Below are 24,285 nucleotides of genomic sequence, written 5' to 3'. Positions count from 1 at the left end.
CCGCCAGCTCTTATTCGAATTTGACTTAAGATACACCCTAATGTAAATTCGCGTTACATAAAGGGAAGAGTCTAACCAAATCATTTCCTCAGTCACTCACTCGTGCCCTACGAAGAAAGACGTGCCGTCTCCTATAGACCGCACGTCTTTCTTTATTAAACTCCATTATGTAGCATTTTGCCATGAATCGTATGATATAAGACGACTTATTCATAGCGTACTGAACGCCCCTTAAGCTCCATCGCTAAGCCTGATACGAGCATATAGACCTGTTCAGAGTGCGCCTGAAGTGCCCGGTTTACAGAAGCCATCCTTGCAGCAAAGATACGCTCCTCTTCTGTCGGGTTCAGTGAACCATGCATTTCGTTAGTGATAACAAGCATCTTTCCCTGGTAAGATAACATCGCATCCAGCAACCGCTGCGTTTCTCCCCGCTGTTCATCCAAATCCTTATACGCCCTAAAACCAGCAACCATCCACGAGGTTAAACTATCCACAATTACAATCCGACGATCTGCCAGAAATAGATTCGATTCTCGATTAATCTGATGAATAACCTCTGTCAGATGTTGACCATTCCCAGCTTCAATGACCCGATAGTGAGCGGATGGAAATTCCGGAATGATCGCTTCATGATCGCCAGTGGATAAATAGATGCCTTCCCGGCTGATCCCCGCCGCATAACTAAGGGCAAACTTCGTTTTACCACTACCTATACCCCCAGTGACCGTAATCAACAATCCGCTCCCCTCCTTCTGTAGCTAGGTTGTACACCTATTACTCTGTTAATGCCTTCAAGACTTTCTTCGCTTCTTCAATATTGGAAGCCGATACTGGAATGGTAGCAAATAAATTCTTCGCAGCATACTGCACTTCTTGGAACATCTTCATATCTTCAAGCGGAATTCCATAGAGATGTGTTTCTTTTTTGATATCAGATCCATCATCTCCTGTGCCATCCTCGACAAATACTCCACCTTCAAACACACCGCGTGCGTATTTCTCTTGATCGAATGTATCATCCAAAGATACGTTTGAACCATTGTTGCCATATTGTTTCATGTCTGCTTCAGGCAGTATAAAAATATCATGTCCACCTGCGGCATACTCAACCAGTATTTTCTGTACATCATACATCGCACTGGTGACAACTTCCACTTTAGGCTCTTCACCTAGTTTTTGTTGCAAATTCGCCTGCAATTGTTCTGAAATAACGGACGGATCACCCTGGTTATCAATTATAAAAATCGTGAATCCACTCTTTCCTCCACAACCAGTAAGCACCAAAATTATGGAGATGATTGCGATAAGACCCCAAACTCTTTTCATTCCAGCTCCCCCTTTTGTCTCCTATGTCCAATATATCACAATTGTTCCACGCAAAAAAACAAGCACGCCTTCTTAGGCGATGATTCGACTCATTCCACAAAAAAAGAGACCCCTCAGGGTCTCCCTATAGCCAATATACGTAACGTTTCGATAGCCTACAATCACAGCAACCTATATCACATACATCGGGCAAGGCATTACTTGCCTTTGATCGGATTAGCTCTCATGTATTCGTTAATCTTCAGATCCAGCAAACTGCTGATCTCGATAACGATGTCAGAAGTGAATGATTTTTCTTCAAGGAAGATCTGCTCCATCTTCAGACGCAGCAGATGAATTTCATCTTCCAAGGAAATGTCATGCAATGATGCGTGATCCGGTTTCACCGACCATCGGTCGCCATGATCGCCTTCAGCCAAATATTGCCCACGATTCGTCGGTAAATCATATTCAACACAAAACAAGCTAACCCCTCCTTGGAAAATGTTTTTCCGAATGTTAAATGTTAGAAAAAGTTATTTCAAATTGAAATTATATCACAATAATTTGTAAAAGAAAGTCATTTTTTCTAATATAACAAATTGTATCATTCGTGTATCCTTTTCTAACCATACAAAAGAACCTCTTACTTATTAACCCTCTTTTTGTATCTTGTAAACAAAATTTCCGATTCGTTCCAAAGCTTCATTCAATTGGGTCACTGAAGTTGCATAAGAACAACGAAGGAAACCTTCACCTTGTGGCCCAAACACATTCCCAGGCACAGCAGCAACCTTATTTTCCGTAAGCAGTCGCTCTGCGAAGACATCGGAAGTCAGGCCTGTCTTTTGAATACTTGGGAAAGCATAAAATGCCCCCTGAGGTTCATGACAGTCTAAGCCGATATCACGGAAGCCTTGCACGATCAGTCTTCTGCGCTGATTATAGGACTCCACCATTCTGTCCTTCTCACCTAATCCGTTCGTTAAGGCCTCCAGTGCAGCAACTTGCCCCATCGCTGGAGCACACATAACCGTATACTGATGGATTTTGAGCATTGCTGCAATAAGTTCAGGATGCCCACACATGTATCCAATTCGCCAGCCGGTCATTGCAAATGCTTTGGAGAATCCACTGACTAGAATTGTACGTTCCTTCATATCAGGGATTGAAGCGAAGCTAACGTGTTTTTGTGTATACGTTAACTCAGCATAGATCTCATCAGCAATAACAATAAGATCATGCTTCTTGATCACTTCAGCAATCGGAAGCCATTCTTCATACGTCATAATCGCTCCGGTTGGATTGCTTGGATAACATAGAATCACAACTTTGGATTTAGGCGTAATGCTTGCCTCGAGTGCCTCTGCTGTCACTTTGAATTGATCTTTGGCGTAGGTTTCCACACCAACAGGCACACCACCACCGATTGAAGCGATTGGGGAATATGCTACATACGACGGCTCTGGAATCAGAATTTCATCTCCAGGTACGATCAAGGCCCGCAATGCGAGGTCAATCGCTTCACTGCCGCCAACCGTTACAATAATTTCGTCCTTTGGATCATATTTCGTATCGAATTGGGTATGCAAATAATCGCTGATCGCTTCTCTCAGCTTCGGCATACCGGCATTGGATGTATAACTAGTCATACCTCTTTCCAATGAATACACACAAGCTTCCCTCATGTGCCATGGCGTAACAAAGTCCGGTTCCCCGACACCAAGTGTAATGATGTCTTTGTTATCACCAACCAGATCAAAAAACTTACGAATTCCGGATGGCGGTATCTGCTGTACCAAAGGTGCCAGATACGAAGTCATTTTCTTGTTGTTCCCTGTTGTCTGTTCATTCACTATCATGACACATCTTCCTTTACGGCGAGATCATGAGACGGTTGTCTTCCTGATGGTCTTCAAAAATAATCCCGTCCTGCTTATATTTTTTGAGAATAAAATTCGTTTTGGTGGAGAGCACTGAATCTATTGGAGACAGTTTCTCGGATACAAAATTAGCAACTTCACGAAGGTTGCCACCTTCAACTTCAACGAGCAAATCATATGCTCCCGACATGAGATAAACCGATTTTACTTGAGGATACAAGTAGATTCGTTCAGCAATACCTTCGAATCCCCGACCACGCTCTGGCGTAATCTGAACTTCGATCAGTGCTGTGACTTTCTCGTCATCAATTTTGCTCCAGTTTACAACCGTTGCGTATTTAACGATGACATGCTCTTGCTCCAGCTGTGCGACGACATTCTTAATCTTATCTTCCGACTCTCCGAGCAGCGTAGATAGCAGCGCGGGAGTCCTTCTCGCGTCTTCCTTCAACAGATTCAGAACTTTCAATTGCAGGTCGTTCAAATCCTTCATGTGTTTCCCTCCAGCGTCATCCGAGTTCCGTAACGTACGTATTCGAGCTATCTCTTCAATGAATTAATACTTATATTACATGAATTTAACGTTGATGCAAAGACAAAAACCGCCTGCCTTGAATTCAGGCAAGCGGTGGTATGGTCTGCTAAACAAGCTTGTGCTTCAAACCCCTTTTACGGAGGTTACATGTAATAAGGATTACCGTAACTAGGCTGATGTTGGGGTACATTGGGTGCCTGAGTGTATGGACTGCTTTGCGTATTCTTTTCCTGAATGAATTGCTGACATTTCTGCTGTGTCTGCTGTGCTGACTGAAGCTGCTTGTCTACATCTGTACGAAGCGCTTTGGACGATACAGAATACATGTTGTTTTGTTGCATCAAATTGAACAATTCACCCTGTAAACGCAAAGTATCATTCGTCAGATCATTGAACATTCTACGAATCGTAGGACAGGAAGCTTCCGTAGTTGCTGTCGTATATTCCCGTGAAGTTCGTCTCAAATCTGCAAGAATCGACTTCAATAAGTCTTGTTCTTGCATAAAATTCCCACTGGATGACAAAGATTGTGTGTACACGTATTTTCCTCCTAAGCATTAAAATCACTTGCTAACGGTTTGAGGTTTATTGCGACTGGGAAGGTGCAAGGGATTGATGTTGATGCAGTGCCTGGATCAGCGTGTTCAGATGTTGTTCATGGGCGTGAACATATTGGTTCAATGCCTGCCTAATCTGTGGTTGGTGTGAGATGGAAGCTGTAGCAGCACACTGTTTAATCAGCATTTCTTCATTGGAAATTGAATCCGCAATATAACTCAGTTCCTTCGGGCTCAGTGCTTGCATTTGTGAATATTGCATAGATGTCTGACCTCCTTAACCTAAAGTTTATGCGAGTTTATTGTTACCTTGTCCTGAAAAAGTATACTTCATCAAATGAACCGAGGTGGTCTATTGTGGAACTAATTAACGGAACAACGTACTGGCCAACCACGTTCCAACCGCAACGCAATTATCCTGTCCTGGAGGAGAATCTGACATGTGATTGCCTGATTATTGGCGGTGGAATGGCTGGAGCATTATCTGCCAAACTTCTAACCGAACGTGGCATTCAAACCATCCTCATTGACAAGAGAGAGATCGGGCATGGCAGTAGTATGGCGAACACAGGCTTACTCCAATATACGAATGATAAGACACTAACCTCCTGTATCGAGACATTTGGAGAACAGACAGGAGTAAGATTTTACGAGTTGTGCCGAGAGGCAATGCAGCATCTAGCCGACATTGCTCATAAGCTAGATATCGATCCTTGGTTTGTGCCTCGCACAAGCCTATATTGCGCAAGTGGTGAGGATGATGTGGTCATGCTTGAAGCGGAATATCGCAATCTGAAACATTATGGATTCGATGTGGAACTCTGGAATGAAGACAAGATTCGTTCCATGTTCCCTTTTAATAAAAGAGCGGCATTGTATACGAGCGGTGATGCGGAGGTCAATCCGTATCGCTTGGTTCACTCTCTCATCGACTCGGCCTCCCGTCAGGGAGCCAAAGTCTTCAATCACACCGCCATGACGCATTGCGACTACAATGAAGATGGGGTGGTGTGTTATACACCACAGGGAACAATTCGAGCTAAACATGTTATTTTTTCAACAGGATATGAAACTCAAGAGATCAAGAATGACCGCGGAGCATATCTGAAGAGCACTTACGCCATTGCCACCAAACCACTGAAGGATCTCAGTAGCTGGTATGAGCAATGCATGATATGGGAAACTGCCAGACCTTATCTGTACATGCGAACTACACCGGATGGACGAATTGTTGCAGGTGGACTTGATGAAGATCGCCCACGTGAGGATCAACGTCAGATCAAGGCGGCTCACAAGGGTGACATTTTACTGCAACGGATTGCTGAATATTTCCCTTTATCCGACCTTGAGGTGGATTATGCCTGGGAAGCGGTCTTCGGTAGTACGCATGATGGCCTCCCTTTCATTGGCTCTCATCCGGATTACCCACATTCATACTTTGTAGAAGGGTATGGAGGCAACGGTACTGTGTACAGCATGATTGGTGCAAGGTTGATTACGGAGCTCATTGCTACAGGTACAAAGCACGCCGACCTGGATCTATTTTCACTTACAAGAACCAGCAAGCCTTCTCCGGTATAAAAAGGGTAAGCGAACAAGTATAGGGATGTAACTAAAGTCTGGACATAACAGCAATTGAAGCAGTTAAATTCAAAACAGGTACAAAAAAAGGTACATTCACAGGAGTTACATCCTTGAACGTACCTTTTTTAATACATATAGCAGGCAGCACTTGCATACAGGAAGCTCCACCTAGTGAATAAGCAATGTGTGTAAGACCCAACCCTGGTCTGAGCATTATGACGATGCCGTACCTTGTCCTTCCGTGTGTGTCAACATCTTGCGCATAAAGATCCAGCCAATCAGCGGAAAGGCTCCTAGGACAATAATTAACCAGGTTAGCGTTCGCAGTGAAGGCTCATTCATGACCGTTAGAATAAAGACCCCTAATCCAAACAGCCGCCCAATCATTAGGGAAAGTTCTCTTAATACGACAAGTTCTACCCTTTTCTCGACATTTTCGCCACTCGTACCCATCATATCAAAACCCGCTGAGATCATCGGCAAAATGTACAAGGGCATCGCAAGTGCACTTCCGATTCCCATGATTAACAGGGTACCGTAGGTCACTTTCCAGAGAAGCGGCATGAGCACGACCAGTAGCAGTACGGCTCCAATGAGCATCCCCTTTGCTCTATACTGTGGCTTAAACCATTTGCCAGCTGCCCAATAACTTACAAGTGCCACGGCTGAAGTAATGAGCGAAAACTGCCCTAATTTGTACTCCTGAGCAGTAGCCACATAGACCAGCAGAGCGATCAAGAATGCGAATACGCCCTCGCGTACTCCCTGAGCAAACAGACCTAAGGCGAGTGGTCTCCATGGACTATGTGGTTTGGACAGCTGTAGCCAAGGCTCAGACCAGCGGTATGTACCGCTCACCTTTCTTTTCTTCAGAAAGAAACTGAACACAACTGCTATCACATAAATGACCAGAGACACCGTAAAAATAAGGCGATATCCCGTATTATCTGTCATTCGGGAAATAACTAGACCAGAGAACCATGGCCCGATAATACCTGTCATCGATCCTAACAAGCCAACCCAGCCATTAAATAAATCCCGATTATCGCGATCCGTTATTTCAAAATATACAACGTTAAATGCAATCCAGAACAGACCTAGCGCACACCCAAGCAGTATGCCTAGAGGCCAAATCCAGTATACAGCGTTAGAACCAACCCAGAGAACTGTCATATAAAAAAGCCCTGATAACGCTGTCCCCAGTCGCAACGCACTCATTTTGTTATGTTCCTTGACCCATTTACCAGCAATCCAAAATGTGAGCCCGATGGCGAGTTGCTGACTGACCGTGAACCAACCTAACATCGCGTAGTCTGGTCTGCTCTTCCACAAGTACACATTCAGAAATGTTCCCGACAAAGCACCTGCTAACACAAACAATCCATTCACGCCCAAAAGCAGAATGGATTGTCGACCCAAAGATATCTTCATCTGCTCCCCTTTGTCCACCTGAAGTGAGCACTTTACAGGTAGGTCTCAGGTTTAACGTACCCCAAGCGCTAGGAAAACATGATGAATCTTTGGCATAGCTATCATTTTATTTTGATCAAGCTTTAGTAAATGATTTATTTCTTCGCACTCAGATTCTGAATCAGACGAAGACGATCATCCTCTGACAGACTGTATTGAACCTGGAAACATCCTGAGCAGACATACATCTGCACTGTGAACGGAGGTGACAACAGATCGCCCGTTCCCGCAGCACCATTAGGAACAGATGTAAAGTTTGCCTGATCTGCTTGTTGAGTACCTGCTAACAACATGAATTCACGGCAATGTGGGCATTCTGGGACTTCTTCCTGATGATCGAGTTGCTTCTCGACACCTTCTTCGTATTGGATCAGATCATTCCCCTCATCCGCATACTTGGTTAGTGTACGCAATTCAGGTAGTTTCAGTTCTACCTCATCGCCCCACAAATCAGAAATATCCGTACCTTGATGATCGTGCACCTCATCATCCTCGTAGACGTCTGTTTCGTTGTCAATCTCCTCTTCGTCTCCGATGTTAATGTTAAGTGTGCGATATCCGTTCAGTTCATTGTGACAATGTGGGCACTCTTCTTCAGGTCCCAGCTCCTCATCCCATACAATCTCCGTGTGACACCAAGGGCATACTGTTGTTTCCATATCTAATCAACCTTTCTCTTTCTATATAACCATCAAGTATTCATAACATAAATGACGCCAATGGTGAAAAATACAATGGATGCAGCAAACAAAATCCGAATTAATAGTTTCATGCCGCAAGACCTCCTACATGATGCTCGCGCCAATAACAAAGGATAGCGAGACCGAGATAATCATGGAAATCAGTCCAACCGCCCGGTTATCTGCTTCTATCTCCTTATCAATGGAAAACACCGGGGTCAAAAATTCAAACAAGAAGTAGGCAACGAGCAGGAGAATAAAACCTAGAAATGACCACGTCATGGCTTCATAGACTGAAGATTTGGCTTGAATACAGAAACGAAGTACGTTACATATACCAAAAATTTTGCCGCCTGTTGCCATAGCAACCGCAATATTTCCCTTCTTAATCTCATCCCAGCACTTGTACTTGGTAACCAGTTCGAAGCAAGCGAGAAAAATGAGAAGCTCCATAATGGCTACCGAAAAAAAACCGAGCACCATCCCCAAGGGATGGGACAGCAATTGGTCAATCGTCCCTTTCACGCACGGTTCCCCTTCCCGCTTCCGCATTCAAGCTGACCAAGAATGCGGAAATGTATTGATTCACGGCTTGGGTTAGCTATTCCAGCTCTGCTACGGTAACACCGTTGCCGCCTTCCCCGTAATTACCCAACCGATAACTCTTAATATGTCTATGCTTACGCAGATAATCCTGAATACCGGAACGTAAAATTCCTGTTCCTTTACCGTGGATAATATATACCTGACCGAGATTGGAGAGGAACGCTTCATCGATAAAACGATCCGTCTCCATCAGAGCCTCTTCCAGATTAGCACCACGCAGATCCAGCTCACTCTTGACGTTGTCATCACGAGTTCGTTTCATACCTGTCACAGGTTTTTGTTTGGGTGTTACTACTGTTGAAGCAGACTGCTTAAGCTCAAGATCGTCCAGTGATACTTTCATCTTCATGATACCAAGCTGTACCACTGCTTCCTTGCTTCCAGACATCTCCACAACGTGGCCTTTCTGATTCAAGCTGTACACCAATACTTCATCGCCTGGGCCAATAGCACGAGCCTTCGGAGCAGATGAAGTACGTTTAACCGTCTTCTTCCGTTTCTCTGGTTCAGCTTCATCCAACTGTTTACGAGCTGCAATCAGCTTGTGCTCCTTAACTGATGCGCCTTCTTCCATAGCTAGCTGACGCAGCTCGGCAATAATTTTCTCCGCTTCTGCTCTAGCCTTGTCCACAATCAGGCGGGCATCTTCTTCGGCCTTTTCAATCCGGCGGTCACGCTGTTGTTCCAGCTTCTCCAATTCGGATTGATGACGACTACGCAGCTTTTCCATGTCTGCACGCAAGTGTTCAGCTTTCTCACGCTCTTGCTCGGCTGTCAGTCGATTCTCTTCGAGTGAAGCAATCATATTCTCCACTCGCTGATCCTCTTCCTTCACCTCACCACGGGCATAATCGAGAATGTTGCTTGGAAGCCCAAGACGTTCCGCAATGGCAAAAGCATTACTTCGACCAGGAACACCCACAAGCAAACGATACGTTGGACTTAATGTATTCACATCAAATTCCATACTTGCATTGATAACACCCTTGCGTTCATAAGCATAAGCCTTCAGCTCACTATAATGCGTTGTAGCTACCATACGACAACCTGTCTGGTGCATATGCTCCAGAATGGAAATCGCTAGTGCTGAACCTTCCGCCGGATCTGTTCCCGCTCCAAGCTCATCAAGTAGAACGAGGCTTTTCGTGGTCATGTTTTTCAAAATCCGAATAATGTTGGTCATGTGGCTGGAGAATGTACTCAAGTTCTGTTCAATACTCTGTTCATCTCCAATATCCGCATAGATCGCATCAAATACACAGAGCTGGCTTCCATCTTCAGCAGGGACAAACAATCCAGACATCGCCATTAGACTGAGCAATCCAATCGTTTTGAGCGTGACTGTTTTACCGCCCGTATTCGGCCCTGTGACAATAATCGAGGTATAATCATTACCTAATTCAATATCCGTTGGTACAACATTCTCAATGGCAATTAACGGATGACGCCCCTTCTTCAGCTTAATGAAGCCGCGATCATTCATCCGTGGTAAGGTTGCTTTCAGTTCACGCGCTAGACGTGACTTCGCAAATATGAAATCAAGTGTCCCCAACAGATCGACATCGTCCAACAGCCACTCTGCCTGTTCACTGACAAGAGCGGTCAATTTCTGCAAAATAACTTCAATTTCGCGCTCTTCCCTGATTCGAGTCTCACGTAATTTATTATTCATCGCAACGATTGATTCTGGTTCAATAAACAGTGTTGCACCCGAACCGGACTGATCGTGTACAATTCCCCGAAGTAAGAACGATACTCTGCTTTTACTGGGATTACGAAGCGATCACCACGAATGGTAATCAACTGATCCTGTAACATTTTAGATACGGTTGAAGAACGAATCATGGAATCGAGCTTCTCTCTAATCCGAGCTTCCCCGCCCCGAAGTTCACGACGAATCTGTGCAAGCGTAACACTCGCACTATCAGCAACTTCAGCATTATCTTCGATACAGCTACGAATTTCATCTTCTAGTGCTTTTTGCTCCGACAGCTGATCACTAATGAAGAACAGCGACTCCACCTTTTCATCTTCATGAAGTGTGGCAATTTGCCGTTTGAGTCTACGTGAAGCAAGAGTGGTGTTCGAAATCCCGAGAAGTTCATGTGGGTTCAAGGTGCCCCCAATTTCAGAACGTTTAATGGAGGCTGTAATGTCCACAATGCCACCGAAAGATGGTGAACCCTTCAATCGATCAAACTTAAAGGCTTCGTCCGTTTGCTGCAGCAATCTTTTTACTTCCTCTAAGTCACCAACAGGCTCAAGGGTATCCGCTTTCTTCTTACCCATTGTCGTTTGGGCAAAGCCTTGCAATGTATTTAAAATTTTGCGGTATTCCAATGTGTGTAAAATTTTCGTATCCAAGTGTACAACTCCTTCCAAACTATAACTGTATTATAGCGAAAGAAACATTCTAACGCTATTTAACGAATCCTTCCACACATAAGTTATGACATCACGCCACAAACTACAGGTGTCAGGATTTTGCAACGTCCCCGAGTAAATAGGATGCCTAATGCATAATCCGATCTGAATATAAGGAGGTAAACACGTTGAACTTCTTGGGACATGTTGTACGATTCATTATCGCAGCCATTGTTTTAATGGTCGTCAGTTGGATTGTACCTGGCTTTGCCGTTGGTGGTTTCTGGAGCGCCCTCATGCTAGCTCTGGTCATTGCCCTTCTTGGTTGGATCATTGAAGGCGTATTTGGTAAAAGGGTCTCACCCTTCGGTCGTGGAATCGTTGGCTTCATTGTCAGTGCACTTGTGATCTGGCTTGGTCAATATGTTGTCGACCACGTTGAGGTCACCCTGCTTGGAGCCATTTTGGCCGCGCTGGTTATCGGGATTATTGATTTGTTCATCCCAGTATCCACACCATTTGAAGCTGGACGTGAATCTAAAGATCGTTCTTAGATTACACCTGGCTTATAGCGCTAAATTCTGTAACACAGCTCTCCCGTAAACCTCTGATGGCTTCAAAGCCTGATGAGGTTTTTTTTATGTTCCTATCCATGGCATTTCCTTATATCGGAACGAGAACTAAGGCACAACAATTTAATTTTCAATAAAACGACATAGCCCACATGTACAGGCATTGCCAATTTGCGGTATGATGACTGAAGAATTATTCAAATTTCATCTATATTACACATAAGGGGGCACATGATGAAAAAAAGTATAGCATGGCTCATAGCTTGCATGTTGATTATGGTTCTTGCCGCATGTGGATCAGGAAACTCAAGTAATGGCAGCGATGCTGATCCCGGAATTACTGCAAGTGAGGAACTCGTGATCAAAGCAAGCAACTATGAGTTCGACAAACCCGAGTATCATCTCAAAAAAGGGGTTCCCGTTAACATTATTTACGAAAACACCAATGGAAATCACGGCTTGCTTGTACCTGAACTTAAGCTGCAACTAGACATCCAAAACACTTCAAAAGTGATCATCCCTGACCAAGTCGGCGAATTCGAGATGTCATGTTCTGTATTCTGTGGTAGCGGGCACAGTAGCATGATCTCCAAAATTATTGTTGAAGAATAGATACCCAAGACAAGGAGCCCCCGTTACATAGGGAGCTCTTTCTCTTATTATAACAAATTGTACAATAGGTTGTTCAAAAAGCCCGTTTTTGAGCATGCACTATAAGAAATCGATGCCAGGATGATATCCAAACCTAACAGAGGTTAGTTTTGATCCTGTTCAATCAATTCAATCCATTCGTTATACTCCGTCTGTAACTTCGTATATTCATCTTTTAACTGTCGATGCTCCGTGTTCAGTTGCTCCGCCTTCTCTTGCTCCATTTCACGTTCCACTTGTAATAAGCGAAGCTGATTCGCAGCAAGCTCATAACGGTCACTGATCTCAAGCAGTTCATGCTCCAGAGCTTGTTTGTCAGAAGTAGCCTCCTCACGTAGCTGATCTAATTGCTGTCGCTCTTGTTCCAGCTCTTCAACCTTCTCAGCACTTGCAGCACTTTCCTTCTGCCAGACATTCATCTCATTCTCCAATGCAGTCCAGCGCTCTTGCCAGGATTGCTCCTGTGCTGCCCACTCGTCGGCACGTCGCTGCCAAACTTGATCCTTTTGCTCCGACTCTGCTGCTTTGGAACGGAGTTGTTCTTCAAGCTGCTCTTCTCTTTCAGTTAACGCCTGCAAACGTGAAGACAAGTCTGATTGTTTGGCAGTTAACTCTTCGTACTTAATCTGCCATTCCAATGCTTCTTCCTCCGTCTGCGCAAGCAAGCTTGCCTGTTCATCTATTCGTGCAGAAATCTGTTGAACTTCATTACGAGTAGCAGAGAGCTGCTGCTCAAGCGTATCCTTATCCACAGCCAGCTCATCAAGCTGACGAGTGTAGTCCTCTTCGCGCTGAAGAGCATCTCCATAATCATGGCGGATCTGCTTATAGCTCTCTTGCAGCTTGTTCAGTTCCTCTCGAAGTTCACTTATCTCGCCATCAAGTTGTAGGCGTTGTTGTTCTTGTTCTTCAGCCTGGCTTTCGAAACGTTCTACGGCAGCTCTGTGACGTTGTGCTTCATCCTTCACGACAGATAATTCATCATGTAGAGATTGAACTCCCGCTTCCAGCGTCTCATTCTGTTCGACAGCCTCAAGAACCTGTGTTTCCAACTCTTCCATTTCAAGTCGACGCTGCTCGGCAAGATCTTTCCAAGACTGTTCACTCTGTGCCAAAGTGCTAATCTCATGCTGCAATGTGCGCACAGCTGCATGAGCCTGCTCCAGCACTTTTTGCAGTCTGCGCTGCTCATCTTCCGACTTCGCTTCGGATTCACGAAGCTTCTGAAGCTCCTGTTCCAATGTGCCCTGTTGCTCTTGAACCTTGCGAAGCTGTGCGGTAAGAGATGTTTCACGTTCAATCGTTTCGTTATATTGTTCTTTCCATTGTTGTTCTGTTTCAAGCGTCTGCTGCAGAAGTGCTTCTGTTTCGCGCAACTGTTCCTGAAGCTCGGTACGATCATTCTTCAATTGCTCAAGCTGATGCTCAAGCTCCGTAATACGGCGTGTGTGAACTTCCTGTTGCTGCTTACGAGCCACTTGTTCCTCGCGTAATGTTTGAAGCTGCTCTTGCTCACTAAGAAGTTGTTGTTCTTGATCCGCAACGACTTCTTGAGCTTGTTGGAGTTGCTCAGCCACATTATTAAGCTGTGTGCTTACATCTGCAAGACGAGCCTCAGCCTGTTCACGCTCAGCTTCCAACTGCTGCTGCAGTTTCTCTTGTTCTTCCTGTAATCTAGTCTCTGCAGTGGCACGAGCCTTCGCAAGTTCAGTTGTCGCGGCTTGCTTCGCTTGCTGCAGCTGCTCTTCGTAAGCCGCCTCTTTCTCCATCCATTCCAATTCAGCCTGTTCCGATGACTCTTGGAACGAAGCCTGCAGCTCCTCAATCTCTGCAAGACGCTTCTCGTCAGCCTGTTGCTCCAACAATAACCGATCTTGCTTCGCCTTCTCAGTGAGCTCTAGCACCTGATCTGTAGCAGATTGCTCTGCTTCCTGGATACGCTGCTCCAATTCAGACTTCAACGCGTTGTACTTCAGTTCTGCTTCGTCCTTCGCTTGTTTCAACTGAGTCTCCGCTTGCTCTAATTCTGACAAGATCGCAGCTTCTGCTTGTTCTTTAGCAGCCTGAACCTGCTGTGCGGCCTGCACTTCTAGCTGCTCTCGCTCAGCAACAGCCCGGTTCTCTGCTTCTTCTAGCTGAGCAGCCACTTTATTTTGCAGTTCCTTATATTGGGTAGCCGCTTTAGCTTCTGCTTGCTCTAATTGTGTTCTGGCACTTGCTTGTGCCTCTTTCAGTTGAGTTGCAGCCTGTGCCTGAACAGCCTTAAGCTGACCCGCTGCCTTGTCTTCGGCTTCTTTCAGGCGAGCTAACATCTTCTCTTCCTTCTCTTTCAATTGTGCTGAGGTTTGAGCTTGGAGCTTCTGCTCTCTCGCCGCTGCTTGTGCACGCTCGTTCTCCAGAGCGGAATTTAATTTGGCTATTTCAGCCTGTTGTTCCTCACGCAGCTTCACCAAGGCCTGTTCAGCCTCAGTCTTGAGCTTGGTTGCTTCAGCCAAAGCTACATCACGGCGTTCCAGTTCCTGTTGATGTTCACTTTGTACCTTGTTCAATCGATTAACTTCATTACGAAGTTCAGTACGTTCACCTGTTAGCATTTTCAATTCATTCCGGATTTCCTGGGTCTGAAGAGATTGCTCAGCCATATGTACTGCTGCTAGCACCGCAATACGCGGTGTGTCTAAGCGAGAGTGATGTTTGGAGATGGCATTCATACGCTCATCTACCAAGTTAGCTACTTGTTTCATATAGTCGGCACTGCTGCCAACCAGTTTATAGGAAGTCCCGTAGATATCTACGGTGACGCGTGTACGATCAGGTGTAGTCACAGTTGTGCCCTCCTTCAAGTCTGTATGTTGATTCTAAGCTGTATAACCAAAAAAGTCACATCGATCCTCTATATGCTAAGGATTCGATGTGACTTCAAGCAATTCCTGCTAATCTTTGTTCAAAAAATTGACTTCTGTTCTATTTACGCAATTCAGCTGCGAATTGCTCCTCTAGACGAGCAACTACGCGGGCATGCACCTCGGTAATTTCCTCATCCGTAAGCGTGCGCTCACGATTGCGATAGACTAGTGCCATGGCTACACTCTTCTTATCTTCACCCAGTTTGCTGCCTGTGAACACATCGAATACCTGTACCGTCTGTAGCAGTTCACCTGCTGATTCACGAATGGCTTTTATCATGTCACCGGCTTCAATATCTTTGTTTACCACGACAGCAATGTCGCGCTCCACTGCCGGGAAACGCGGAAGCTCACGATAACGGATATCCGCATCAGCTTCACTGTAGATAGCTTCAAGTCCGATCTCAGCGATATATACATCATTCAGATCATATTGTTGTTGCAGTTCTGGATGCAATTGACCCATCGTACCGATCAGCTTGCCTTCTTCTCCATTTTTTCCATCCAAATATACTGAAGCAGAACGTCCTGGGTGGAATCCTTCTGGGCTGTTCGCTACCAAGCGAATGCGTTGCTCCAGACCGAGGTAAGCAAACAGGTTCTCAAGCGCACCTTTCAAGTCGAAGAAGTCCACTTTCTCTGCCCCAACATTCCACTGCGGAGTTGCACGATTTCCGGTAATCAGCAAGCTCAGAACAGGAATTTCATGAGGCTGCTTAGTCAGCTGCTCTTCCTCAGTAAAGAAAATACTGCCCACCTCAAACACTGCCAGTGAATCCTGTTTCCGGTTCATATTGTATACTGTTGCATCCAGCATCTGTGGCAAAATGCTTGTGCGAAGCACACTGCGATCCTCACTCATCGGCATGGCCAGCTTCACATGTTTACTCTCCCCTGTAAGAGCAGGGAACAGTGACGTTTTGTCTGGATGTACGAAGGAGTAACTGATCATTTCCTGCCAGCCGCTACCTGCAAGCACGCCACGGATTGTACGACGCATCGCTTGGGAACGAGTATACGCACCAGGGGTTGTTGGCCCTTCAATAAGTGTTGTAGGAATATTGTCGTATCCATAGAGACGAGCAACTTCCTCGAACAAGTCTACATCTACTGTGATGTCCCCTCTACGCGTTGGTACTTCCACATCGAGAATACCCTGTTCAGCGTCGCCACAAGCGAAATGTAGCCGAGCAAAGATCGTTTTAACTTCAAGCAAGGACAGATCTGTTCCGAGGTAACGATTAAGTCTGTCCAGAGACAATTTTACGATGCGTTTCTCTGCTGCAACCGCACCAGCTTCTACCGTACCTTGATGAACTTCACCTTCAGCGTAACGCTGGATCAGCTCTGCCGCACGGTCAAGGGCTGTAATTACTGCTCCTGGATCAACTTCTTTTTCAAAACGCATGCTTGCTTCGGAACGCAGCCCCAGTTGGCGCGACGTTTTCCGAACTGTTCCGCCATCGAACTTGGCGGACTCCAGCAACAGATTAACCGTTCCTTCCGATACCTCGGAATTCTCGCCACCCATTACCCAGCGATGGCTACTGGTTTCACGCCATCTGTAATGATCAGCATATGTGGCTCAAGCTTACGCTCTTGGCCATCAAGTGTCACGATCGTTTCGCCTTCCTTAGCCATCCGCACGTCAATATGACCCTTCTCCAGCTTATCTGCATCAAAGGCATGTAATGGTTGACCATATTCCAGCATGACATAGTTCGTGATATCTACGATATTGTTGATTGGTCGAACACCCGCCGCCATGAGACGGTTCTGCATCCAGAGTGGGGAAGCACCGAGTTTGATGCCTGTAACATAACGAGCTGCATAATGTGCACATTGCTCTGTAGCTGTAATTTCAACATAAATATGATTTGCAGCCGCATCGCTAATTTCAACGAGCTTTTGCTTCGGATCTGGCAAGTTTACCTCACGTCCCAGGATCGCGCCTACTTCATACGCTGCACCACGCATACTCAAACAGTCAGAACGGTTCGGGGTCAGATCCAATTCGAGCACATGATCATCTAATCCAAGGACCTGGCTGATTGGTGTTCCAATTTCCGTTTGCTCTGGCAATACGAGAATGCCTTCCTGCTGATCCTTAGGAAGAAGCTTGTCGTTCATACCCAGCTCTTTTGCGGAGCAGATCATACCAAGGGAAACTACGCCGCGCAGCTTCGCCTTTTTGATATCAAACCCACCAGGGAGTTTAGCGCCAACAAGGGCTACTGCTACCTTTTGGCCTGCATCCACATTTTTCGCTCCACATACGATCTGCAAGTCTTCCTCTTGACCAGCATCAATCAAACATACGTTTAATTTGTCTGCATCTGGATGCTTTTCCTTGCTCTTTACGTATCCTACAACAACTTTGTTTACGCCTTGATTCCGGTTCTCTACTACATCAATCTCAATACCCGCCCGGGTGATCTTCTCAGCCAATTCCTGTGGCGTCGCACCTTCTAGGGAAATATAATCAGACAGCCAATCTGTCGATACTCTCATGGACGTTCACTTCCTTTATCTATAAATTAGTATTGGCGCTCAATGCTTGGTACGCCTATCTTCTCGGTACTGAAAACCTTCCTTTTTGAACACGCACTTTAAGATTATAGGCGTCCAAATTGCTTGAGGAATGCCATATCACTGTTATAGAAATGACGGATATCGTCGATGCCATACTTCAGCATGGCAATACGCTCAACACCCATACCAAACGCGAATCCACTATACTTCTCAGGATCGTAACCACCCATTTCCAATACTTTCGGGTGAACCATACCACCACCAAGAATTTCAAGCCATCCTGTTTGTTTACATACACGACAGCCGCTGCCACCGCATTGTACACACGTTACATCTACCTCAGCACTTGGCTCAGTGAATGGGAAGAAACTTGGACGCAGACGAATTTCGGTATGAGCACCGAACATTTCGCGTACGAATTGCAGCAAGGTTCCCTTCAGATCACTCATACGAATGTTCTCGCTAATTACGAGACCTTCGACTTGGTTGAACTGGAAGGAGTGCGTTGCATCATCATCATCACGGCGGTACACTTTACCTGGGCAGATGACTTTGACAGGTACTTCGCCCTTCATGCTCTGCATTGTTCGCACCTGAACAGGCGACGTATGGGTACGCATCAGCAAGTCTTCTGTAACATAGAAGGAATCCTGCATGTCACGTGCCGGGTGGTTTTTAGGCAGATTCAAAGCCTCGAAGTTGTAGTAGTCCATCTCTACTTCAGGCCCTTCTGCTACACGGTATCCCATACCGATGAAGATATCTTCAATCTCCTGCACTACTTTAGTCAAAGGATGTAATCCACCTTGACGTCCGCGACGCCCCGGGAGAGTGACATCAATTTTCTCCGATTGCAGACGCTTTGCCGTCTCTTCTTGCTGGAACTGAATTTGCTTGCTATCGATGACTTCCTCAATCGCACCACGTACATCATTTGCAACCTGCCCAACGACTGGTCGTTCCTCTGCACTCAGTGCACCCATACCGCGCAAAATCTCAGTCAATGCACCCTTTTTCCCTAAATACTTTACACGCAGATCACCCAGCGTCTGTGGATCGTTCACGCCAGACAACTGTTCCAACGCTTCGATCTTCAATGCCTCTAAACGTTCTTTCATGTGTAAATGCCCCCTTTTTATGGTGTAATTTGCAACAAAAAAAGGCCTTTTCTCCCCAAAAGGGACGAAAAGACCGTGGTACCACCCTTGTTAGACAACGATATTGCTTGCGCCCTACTGGCTTGCAATACGCCTATCTCACTTTGTACGGAATAACGACCGTTAACCGTTTACCCCTACTGTCGCAGCACAATGTGCATCATCAAGTTCAGGGAACCGCTTCGGAGTGAATTTCGGCAGCCTTGTTCTACAGAAACGCTCTCAATCTACGGCGCTTCCTCCCTGTACAGAGGCACTGCTTACTTATCTCCATCATTGCGTTTACATGTTAAGAAAACCTATACCAACAGGCTTCAAATACTGCAACCTCTCTTCGAGGCAAGCTGTTGATGATCGTTCATTATTATATTCAATATTGAATGAAATAGCAACCTTCATGCAGCGATATTAGTCGAAAACAAGGAGATAAACGCATGCCATTTACACATACAGGTCAATTGGATTGATGCAGTTGACCCAGCCGCTGCTTAATCCACTGAATTTCCTCAGCTTCCTTCGCTCGTTCTGCTTCCGGTTCTAGCTTGGTCTGATCCTCGGTATCTCTTGTAACACTATTCATAGGCGATAATAGCTCAGACAGTCGCATCTCCAGTCGCAATCGTTCATCATCTGAATCTCTGTTTTGCAATGCTGATGCTCTTAGAACATGGGACTCTTCCCAATCCTCTACTCCGCCTTCGAAGTAGACCCCTGTCCCATCCGGCTTAAGATCGAGTAACCGATTGGCAAGCACCTTGGTTAACATTCGATCATGCGAGACTAAGACCAATGCACCTGAAGCCTGTTTTAATACATTCTCCATGACTTCCTGCGTATCAATGTCGAGATAGTTGGTTGGTTCGTCCAGCACGAGCAGGTTAGCTCCTCCAAAGTACAACCGGAGGAAAGCTACTCTACACTTTTCTCCCATGCTCAGATCTGCAATTCGTTTGAACACATCTTCTCTAGAAAAGAGGAAACATCCAAGAATCGTGCGTGCCGCACTTTGGGTCATGGAGGGCAGACTGAGCAAGCTGTCCAGCAATGTCTGCTCTTCGGGAAGTCCTTCGAGTTCTTGTGAAAAGTAACCGATCTTCAGACCGGGATTCCTCGTCACCTTCCCTTTTACCGGCTCAAGCTCTCCGATCATCAGTTTAAGCAATGTTGTCTTCCCCGTACCATTGGAACCACGCACAGCCAAACGATCTCCACGCTCCACAGCAACACTCAATTCGTGAAATAAAGGATTTCCCGCAGGATACGCAAATTCAACCTGATTCAATCTTAGGAGCTGGCGTGCACCGAGAGAATTCATATTCAATTCCATTTTTAAACGAGTAGCCTCACGTGGTTTATCCACGCGCTCGTTCTCCAACCGTTCAAGCTGCTTTTGCTTGGCATGGTAACGAGAGATGTTCTTGTTTGCCTTGGCTTTATAGAAGCTTTGGGTGATTTTGACCTCCACGTCGGTTGCTGAATTATGCGCTTTATGAAACCACTGCTGGTAGTTGCGAATTGTCTCTTCTAACGCCTTCTTCTCCAGCTCTTGTTTACGATACAGAGCCTCCTGTTCTCGTAATTCTCGTTCTTTGTGACCTTTATATGCGCTGTACCCACCCTTGTACTTGACGAGTTTGTCTGAGTTAAACTCAATGACCCCTGTTGCCACTTCATCAATAAACGTTCGGTCATGTGACACAAACAAGAGTGTGCCTGTGTAAGCAGATAGCCAGCTCTCTAACCAGCGCATGCTTTCTTCATCCAAGTGGTTCGTTGGTTCATCCAGAATGAGAAACTTCGGTTTACTGACCAATAATCCAGCAAGCCTAGCTTTTGTCTTTTGTCCACCACTTAAGGAATCGTAAGGCCTGCTCCAATGCTCGGATGTTAATCCCAGACGTGTTAAGACCTTCTCAACCTCAGTCTCCCACATATAACCGTTCAATTGCTCGTACTCTTCCATCGCTAACGTGTAGGCTTCCATCCATTGTTGCTCTTCCCCAGCACCACATGCACTTAAGCGTCCTTCCAGTTCGGTAAGCTTACGCTTCACCTCGTAAATTCGTCCACTCTCCTGACGGACTGCATCCAGCACCTTTATCCCAGGTTCAATCTGAGAGCGTTGGCGCATAAATCCCCAGTTCTGCTGTGGTATAGCGCGCTCGATCCTTCCTCCGCCCTCTTCTTCACCCAAAATCATACGTAGCAAAGTCGTTTTGCCACAACCGTTCGGGCCCAAAATCGCCAGTCTCTCCCCTTCATTAATTTCCAGCTGCAATCCTGTAAACAATTCTATTCCGTTCCATTCTTTAGATACTTCATGTAAGCATACCAATGTCATCATGAGGCCTCATCCTTCCCGCTTCCAAAATAGGTTCTGCGGTCATTGCAGGAAGTAGCAGGAAATACATCTCCCCTTATTCCTAACAAAAAAACCGCTGGCATCAGCCGGCGGTTGGGCAATTCAGGATTGGAAAAAGCATCACAAAACAGGCAAAAGATATCCCCCAAGTATAAGCAAATAAACCCAAACATCGGGTATGGCTAATATAGCCTACTCACTCTACACTTGATCCCATTGCTGAATTTGGACACACGAATCCCCTCATTGCTCAGCCGGACTGGCTGACTGCGTCATAAAAAAACGTCTGCAGTTAACTTGGGTTCAGTTCATGTGTCTTACTTCATGGGACGTATGGTTACCTCTCATTCATGTGTAGTATCAATTTCTCTGTTATTGTAACAGATGTTGGTAGAAAAGCAAAGGTCAGCAAGATCATTCCTCAGATCCTGCATCAGGCTGAATGCGCAAAAAATCCCTTACTGCATACAGCAAGGGATTTAAGCATTAAATTAAGCGGGTGATGGGAATCGAACCCACGCTATTAGCTTGGAAGGCTAAAGTTCTACCATTGAACTACACCCGCATGATAAGAATCACGCCAATATTCTGATGAGATATCAGTTGCCTTAACAACCTAAAGATTATCTTTTTACATGTGTTAGGCGGTTAACATTAATTTTACAATAATAATATAGCATGAGCAACAATGATGTGCAACTTTTATTTCCATTCAGCAAACCATTTTCATAAGAAAGACATCTATCGTCGTACCTTAACAGAAGACAGACCACGTTTCGTTGTCGTTTTTGTTGCGATAATCGAATGGTTCAGCTCCGCTGAAAACTGAACCATTCAATTATCTTAAAAAAAGACAGCAGCGCCTGAACGCTCCTGTCCTCTCTGTTGCCTTATCCTGCTGGTTTATCAACATCTCGTAGAAACTTCGTCTCGAAATCCGATGCCAAGATCGGTTTGCTGAAAAAGTATCCTTGCGCCTCATGGCAATGCTGATCACGTAGAAATACGAGCTGATCCTCATTCTCTACGCCTTCAGCTGTAACCTTCAACTGTAGATGGTGCGCCATCGATGTAATTGTGGATACAATCGCTGCATTGTTGCGATCCTCCATGACTTCATTCACGAAAGAACGATCGATTTTCAGTCGGTCAATCGGTAGATCCTTCAGATAGTGAAGTGAGCTATATCCTGTGCCAAAATCATCAATACTGATATGGACACCAATCTCTTTAATTTTGCGCAACTGCTCAAATGCACGATCTTTATCAAAAGTCATACTTTCCGTAATTTCAAGCTCAAGCCATGCTGGCTCCAGACCCGTTTCATTAAGTATGCCACTGATATTGTCCAGCAAATGGGAGTGTCTAAACTGTCTCATCGACAGGTTCACGGATACACATAACTTACGATAACCCGCTTCTTGCCAGATTTTATTTTGCTTACATGCCTGACGTAGCACCCATTCACCCAACGGAACAATCAAGCCGCTCTCTTCCGCGAGTGGAATAAATTCTGCAGGGATATCGATCCTCGCTGTGGATGCTGCCAGCGCACCAAGGCTTCCATGCCTACGACAAGGCCACTTTCGAGGTTTACTTGTGGTTGGTACATCAGATAGAACTGCCCACGATCCAGCGCTTTACGCAGGTCATTCTCCAGTTGAAGACGCTCCTGAGCCTTCATTTGCATGGCATGTGCATAACGATTCAGCTCCAGCCCCTGCTCCTTCGCATTGTGCAGCGCCGTATCCGCATTCTGGATGATCTCTTCAGGCGACTCACCATCATGAGGGAATATAGCCATACCCACTCCTAAAGTCAGATGGTATTCATTCCCATCGACCATGACCGGTTTTTCAAAAAGCTGCAAAATGGATCTTGTACGACGTAAAGCCGTATCGGTTGTATAAAAATCTGTCATCGCAATGACGAATTCGTCTCTTCCCAGACCAAATACTTCTTCACAAGGCAGAGAGGAATGCTTCAGACGTTGTCCTACCTGATGTAGAACTCGATTAGCTGCCTGTTGCCCAAGTGAATCATTAATGGTTTTGAAGCGATTGATATTCAGCACCAGTACCCCTACAAGCTGTTCGTGGACTACCGCTTCGTCCATCATCGCTTTCAGTCTCTGAGAAAGACGACGACGGTTAGGAAGTCCTGTCACATCTTCATGATGGGCAATGTAATTCATCCGCGCTTCAGCGGCCTGCTGTTTGAGGAAAGGTGTATCGACAACCGAGGTGTATAACCCTTTTTGAACAAAATAGTATCCGATACAATTGCTCAATAACCCCATTAACAGGTTGATATCATTCACCATTGTTGCAGAGACCCAGTAACATTCCGCAAATAGAAAGCTTAGCGTGCCATACAGAATGTAAGGCAGGTCTCCATCTTTATTTTTCTTCCACTTATAAAATAAAACGATAGCAGATATGCCATATAAGACACCTACCATAAAGTGAAACTGCGTAAATGTATGACTGAGCACATCGCCTTCAAGAAGTTTAGGTAACCCACTCCACTCTTGAATTCCCAAAGTGTACAGAATTACAAATCCACCCAGTGTTCCACTAAACAGCAGGAATTTGCGTGGTAACGCAATTTCCTTTTCGCTCACTGTATAAATGAACAATAATCCGATCGCACATACTACGGATGCTAGTGTCATCATTTTCAACGAAAGCTCGGATTCGATCATCGCACCATTCGGCATCTCTTCGGCGAATAGAACAATATGAACCAGTTGAAATAGACCCACTAATAAAAATAGGGTGGTCAGTAAAACCCTCCGAAGGGTTAATTTGGGCGTTTGGAACAACAGACTTTGATTATAAATCCCAATACATGCTGCCGCTGCACCGAAGCCACTTAAAAGCATTAAAACCGGGTAACCTGATATGATCAGATCAGAGCTTGTAGAGGAACGAAACCATTGACTAACGAAGTAAAGCAATAAGCCACATACTAGGGCAAAAATGACTACTTTTCTCTGATCTTGCAGTTTAACCTTCATGCATACTTTTCCTTCCCGGGGTCACCTATCCTGAATAACATTTCTCATCTGTGATGTGCGCTTTGAAAATTTTCAAGAGTTACATCATTCGACATTTTA

16 protein-coding genes, 1 tRNA gene and 3 pseudogenes are annotated in these 24,285 nt (G+C 45.4%); 3 read left to right on the top strand and 17 right to left on the bottom strand.

Translation table 11 applies throughout. The features are described 5' to 3' along the window. Positions 1–206: 206 nt before the first annotated feature. The 7 genes from DMB88_RS08970 to DMB88_RS08940 all read right to left on the bottom strand — a co-directional run bounded on the left by DMB88_RS08970 (position 207) and on the right by DMB88_RS08940 (position 4,545). Positions 207–740: a bifunctional adenosylcobinamide kinase/adenosylcobinamide-phosphate guanylyltransferase gene (locus DMB88_RS08970; protein WP_128101085.1), complete on the bottom strand. Its 534-nt coding sequence runs from the start codon at positions 738–740 to the stop codon at positions 207–209. Positions 741–777: 37 nt separating this feature from the next. Next, complete coding sequence (locus DMB88_RS08965; protein WP_128101084.1) at positions 778–1,329, bottom strand: type 2 periplasmic-binding domain-containing protein; 552 nt, start codon at positions 1,327–1,329, stop codon at positions 778–780. 197 nt (positions 1,330–1,526) lie between these two features. After that, entirely contained in the window at positions 1,527–1,748 is a 222-nt protein-coding gene (locus tag DMB88_RS08960; RefSeq protein ID WP_174715335.1) for an aspartyl-phosphate phosphatase Spo0E family protein, read from the bottom strand. Positions 1,749–1,961: 213 nt separating this feature from the next. After that, positions 1,962–3,170, bottom strand: a complete 1,209-nt coding sequence (locus DMB88_RS08955) for an aminotransferase class I/II-fold pyridoxal phosphate-dependent enzyme (protein WP_128101082.1) — start codon at positions 3,168–3,170, stop codon at positions 1,962–1,964. Between the two features lie 13 nt (positions 3,171–3,183). Then, positions 3,184–3,684 carry an Lrp/AsnC family transcriptional regulator gene (locus tag DMB88_RS08950; protein WP_056698588.1) on the bottom strand — a complete coding sequence of 167 codons (501 nt, stop codon included), beginning with the start codon at positions 3,682–3,684 and terminating at the stop codon, positions 3,184–3,186. 185 nt (positions 3,685–3,869) lie between these two features. After that, complete coding sequence (locus tag DMB88_RS08945) at positions 3,870–4,265, bottom strand: spore coat protein (RefSeq protein ID WP_128101081.1); 396 nt, start codon at positions 4,263–4,265, stop codon at positions 3,870–3,872. A gap of 46 nt (positions 4,266–4,311) precedes the next feature. Further along, positions 4,312–4,545, bottom strand: a complete 234-nt coding sequence (locus tag DMB88_RS08940) for a hypothetical protein (protein ID WP_128101080.1) — start codon at positions 4,543–4,545, stop codon at positions 4,312–4,314. Between the two features lie 95 nt (positions 4,546–4,640). On the opposite strand from DMB88_RS08940, the gene DMB88_RS08935 reads away from it, so the two are divergent. Continuing rightward, positions 4,641–5,864 (top strand): NAD(P)/FAD-dependent oxidoreductase, encoded by a 1,224-nt coding sequence (locus DMB88_RS08935; protein WP_128101079.1) that lies wholly within the window; start codon positions 4,641–4,643, stop codon positions 5,862–5,864. A gap of 216 nt (positions 5,865–6,080) precedes the next feature. On the opposite strand, the gene DMB88_RS08930 is transcribed toward DMB88_RS08935, so the two are convergent. The 4 genes and pseudogenes from DMB88_RS08930 to DMB88_RS08915 all read right to left on the bottom strand — a co-directional run bounded on the left by DMB88_RS08930 (position 6,081) and on the right by DMB88_RS08915 (position 10,987). Next, positions 6,081–7,298 (bottom strand): MFS transporter, encoded by a 1,218-nt coding sequence (locus DMB88_RS08930; RefSeq protein ID WP_128101078.1) that lies wholly within the window; start codon positions 7,296–7,298, stop codon positions 6,081–6,083. 134 nt (positions 7,299–7,432) lie between these two features. Further along, the gene (locus DMB88_RS08925; RefSeq protein WP_128101077.1) at positions 7,433–7,996 is read right to left on the bottom strand and encodes a hypothetical protein; all 564 of its coding nucleotides are present in this window, start codon (positions 7,994–7,996) and stop codon (positions 7,433–7,435) included. 126 nt (positions 7,997–8,122) lie between these two features. Then, a complete protein-coding gene (locus DMB88_RS08920) occupies positions 8,123–8,569 on the bottom strand; it encodes a DUF350 domain-containing protein (protein WP_128101076.1) in 447 nt (148 codons plus the stop codon). Positions 8,570–8,618: 49 nt separating this feature from the next. Continuing rightward, a pseudogene (locus DMB88_RS08915) lies at positions 8,619–10,987 on the bottom strand (endonuclease MutS2). A gap of 188 nt (positions 10,988–11,175) precedes the next feature. On the opposite strand from DMB88_RS08915, the gene DMB88_RS08910 reads away from it, so the two are divergent. Then, positions 11,176–11,541, top strand: a complete 366-nt coding sequence (locus DMB88_RS08910) for a phage holin family protein (RefSeq protein WP_128101075.1) — start codon at positions 11,176–11,178, stop codon at positions 11,539–11,541. A 249-nt stretch (positions 11,542–11,790) separates the two neighbouring features. Further along, complete coding sequence (locus DMB88_RS08905; protein ID WP_368028325.1) at positions 11,791–12,171, top strand: cytochrome C oxidase subunit II; 381 nt, start codon at positions 11,791–11,793, stop codon at positions 12,169–12,171. A gap of 143 nt (positions 12,172–12,314) precedes the next feature. Here the strand turns inward: DMB88_RS08905 and zapA are convergent, their stop codons facing one another. The 6 genes and pseudogenes from zapA to DMB88_RS08870 form a co-directional block, all read right to left on the bottom strand. Then, the gene (gene zapA, locus DMB88_RS08900; RefSeq protein WP_164848651.1) at positions 12,315–15,035 is read right to left on the bottom strand and encodes a cell division protein ZapA; all 2,721 of its coding nucleotides are present in this window, start codon (positions 15,033–15,035) and stop codon (positions 12,315–12,317) included. Between the two features lie 139 nt (positions 15,036–15,174). Then, a pseudogene (gene pheT, locus DMB88_RS08895) lies at positions 15,175–17,627 on the bottom strand (phenylalanine--tRNA ligase subunit beta). 104 nt (positions 17,628–17,731) lie between these two features. Then, positions 17,732–18,766 carry a phenylalanine--tRNA ligase subunit alpha gene (gene pheS / locus DMB88_RS08890; protein ID WP_128101073.1) on the bottom strand — a complete coding sequence of 345 codons (1,035 nt, stop codon included), beginning with the start codon at positions 18,764–18,766 and terminating at the stop codon, positions 17,732–17,734. Between the two features lie 493 nt (positions 18,767–19,259). Further along, positions 19,260–21,149, bottom strand: a complete 1,890-nt coding sequence (gene abc-f, locus DMB88_RS08885) for a ribosomal protection-like ABC-F family protein (RefSeq protein WP_128101072.1) — start codon at positions 21,147–21,149, stop codon at positions 19,260–19,262. Between the two features lie 512 nt (positions 21,150–21,661). Then, positions 21,662–21,732: transfer RNA gene (locus tag DMB88_RS08880), tRNA-Gly, on the bottom strand. A 325-nt stretch (positions 21,733–22,057) separates the two neighbouring features. Further along, positions 22,058–24,051 (bottom strand): annotated as a pseudogene (locus DMB88_RS08870) (EAL domain-containing protein). Positions 24,052–24,285: the final 234 nt, after the last annotated feature.

The organism is Paenibacillus sp. DCT19 (assembly GCF_003268635.1).
Lineage (GTDB): Bacteria > Bacillota > Bacilli > Paenibacillales > Paenibacillaceae > Paenibacillus.
The sequence above is the reverse complement of the archived record's forward strand: the minus strand, read 5'-3'. Positions and strand labels throughout refer to the sequence as shown.

Excerpts from the sequence above, each read along its gene's own strand:
- DMB88_RS08965 (WP_128101084.1), bottom strand. The coding sequence starts at position 1,329 with ATGAAAAGAGTTTGGGGTCTTATCGCAATCATCTCCATAATTTTGGTG.
- DMB88_RS08955 (WP_128101082.1), bottom strand. The coding sequence starts at position 3,170 with ATGATAGTGAATGAACAGACAACAGGGAACAACAAGAAAATGACTTCG.
- DMB88_RS08950 (WP_056698588.1), bottom strand. The coding sequence starts at position 3,684 with ATGAAGGATTTGAACGACCTGCAATTGAAAGTTCTGAATCTGTTGAAG.
- DMB88_RS08940 (WP_128101080.1), bottom strand. The coding sequence starts at position 4,545 with ATGCAATATTCACAAATGCAAGCACTGAGCCCGAAGGAACTGAGTTAT.
- DMB88_RS08930 (WP_128101078.1), bottom strand. The coding sequence starts at position 7,298 with ATGAAGATATCTTTGGGTCGACAATCCATTCTGCTTTTGGGCGTGAAT.
- DMB88_RS08925 (WP_128101077.1), bottom strand. The coding sequence starts at position 7,996 with ATGGAAACAACAGTATGCCCTTGGTGTCACACGGAGATTGTATGGGAT.
- DMB88_RS08920 (WP_128101076.1), bottom strand. The coding sequence starts at position 8,569 with ATGCGGAAGCGGGAAGGGGAACCGTGCGTGAAAGGGACGATTGACCAA.
- DMB88_RS08905 (WP_368028325.1), top strand. The coding sequence starts at position 11,791 with ATGATGAAAAAAAGTATAGCATGGCTCATAGCTTGCATGTTGATTATG.
- pheS (WP_128101073.1), bottom strand. The coding sequence starts at position 18,766 with ATGAAAGAACGTTTAGAGGCATTGAAGATCGAAGCGTTGGAACAGTTG.
- abc-f (WP_128101072.1), bottom strand. The coding sequence starts at position 21,149 with ATGATGACATTGGTATGCTTACATGAAGTATCTAAAGAATGGAACGGA.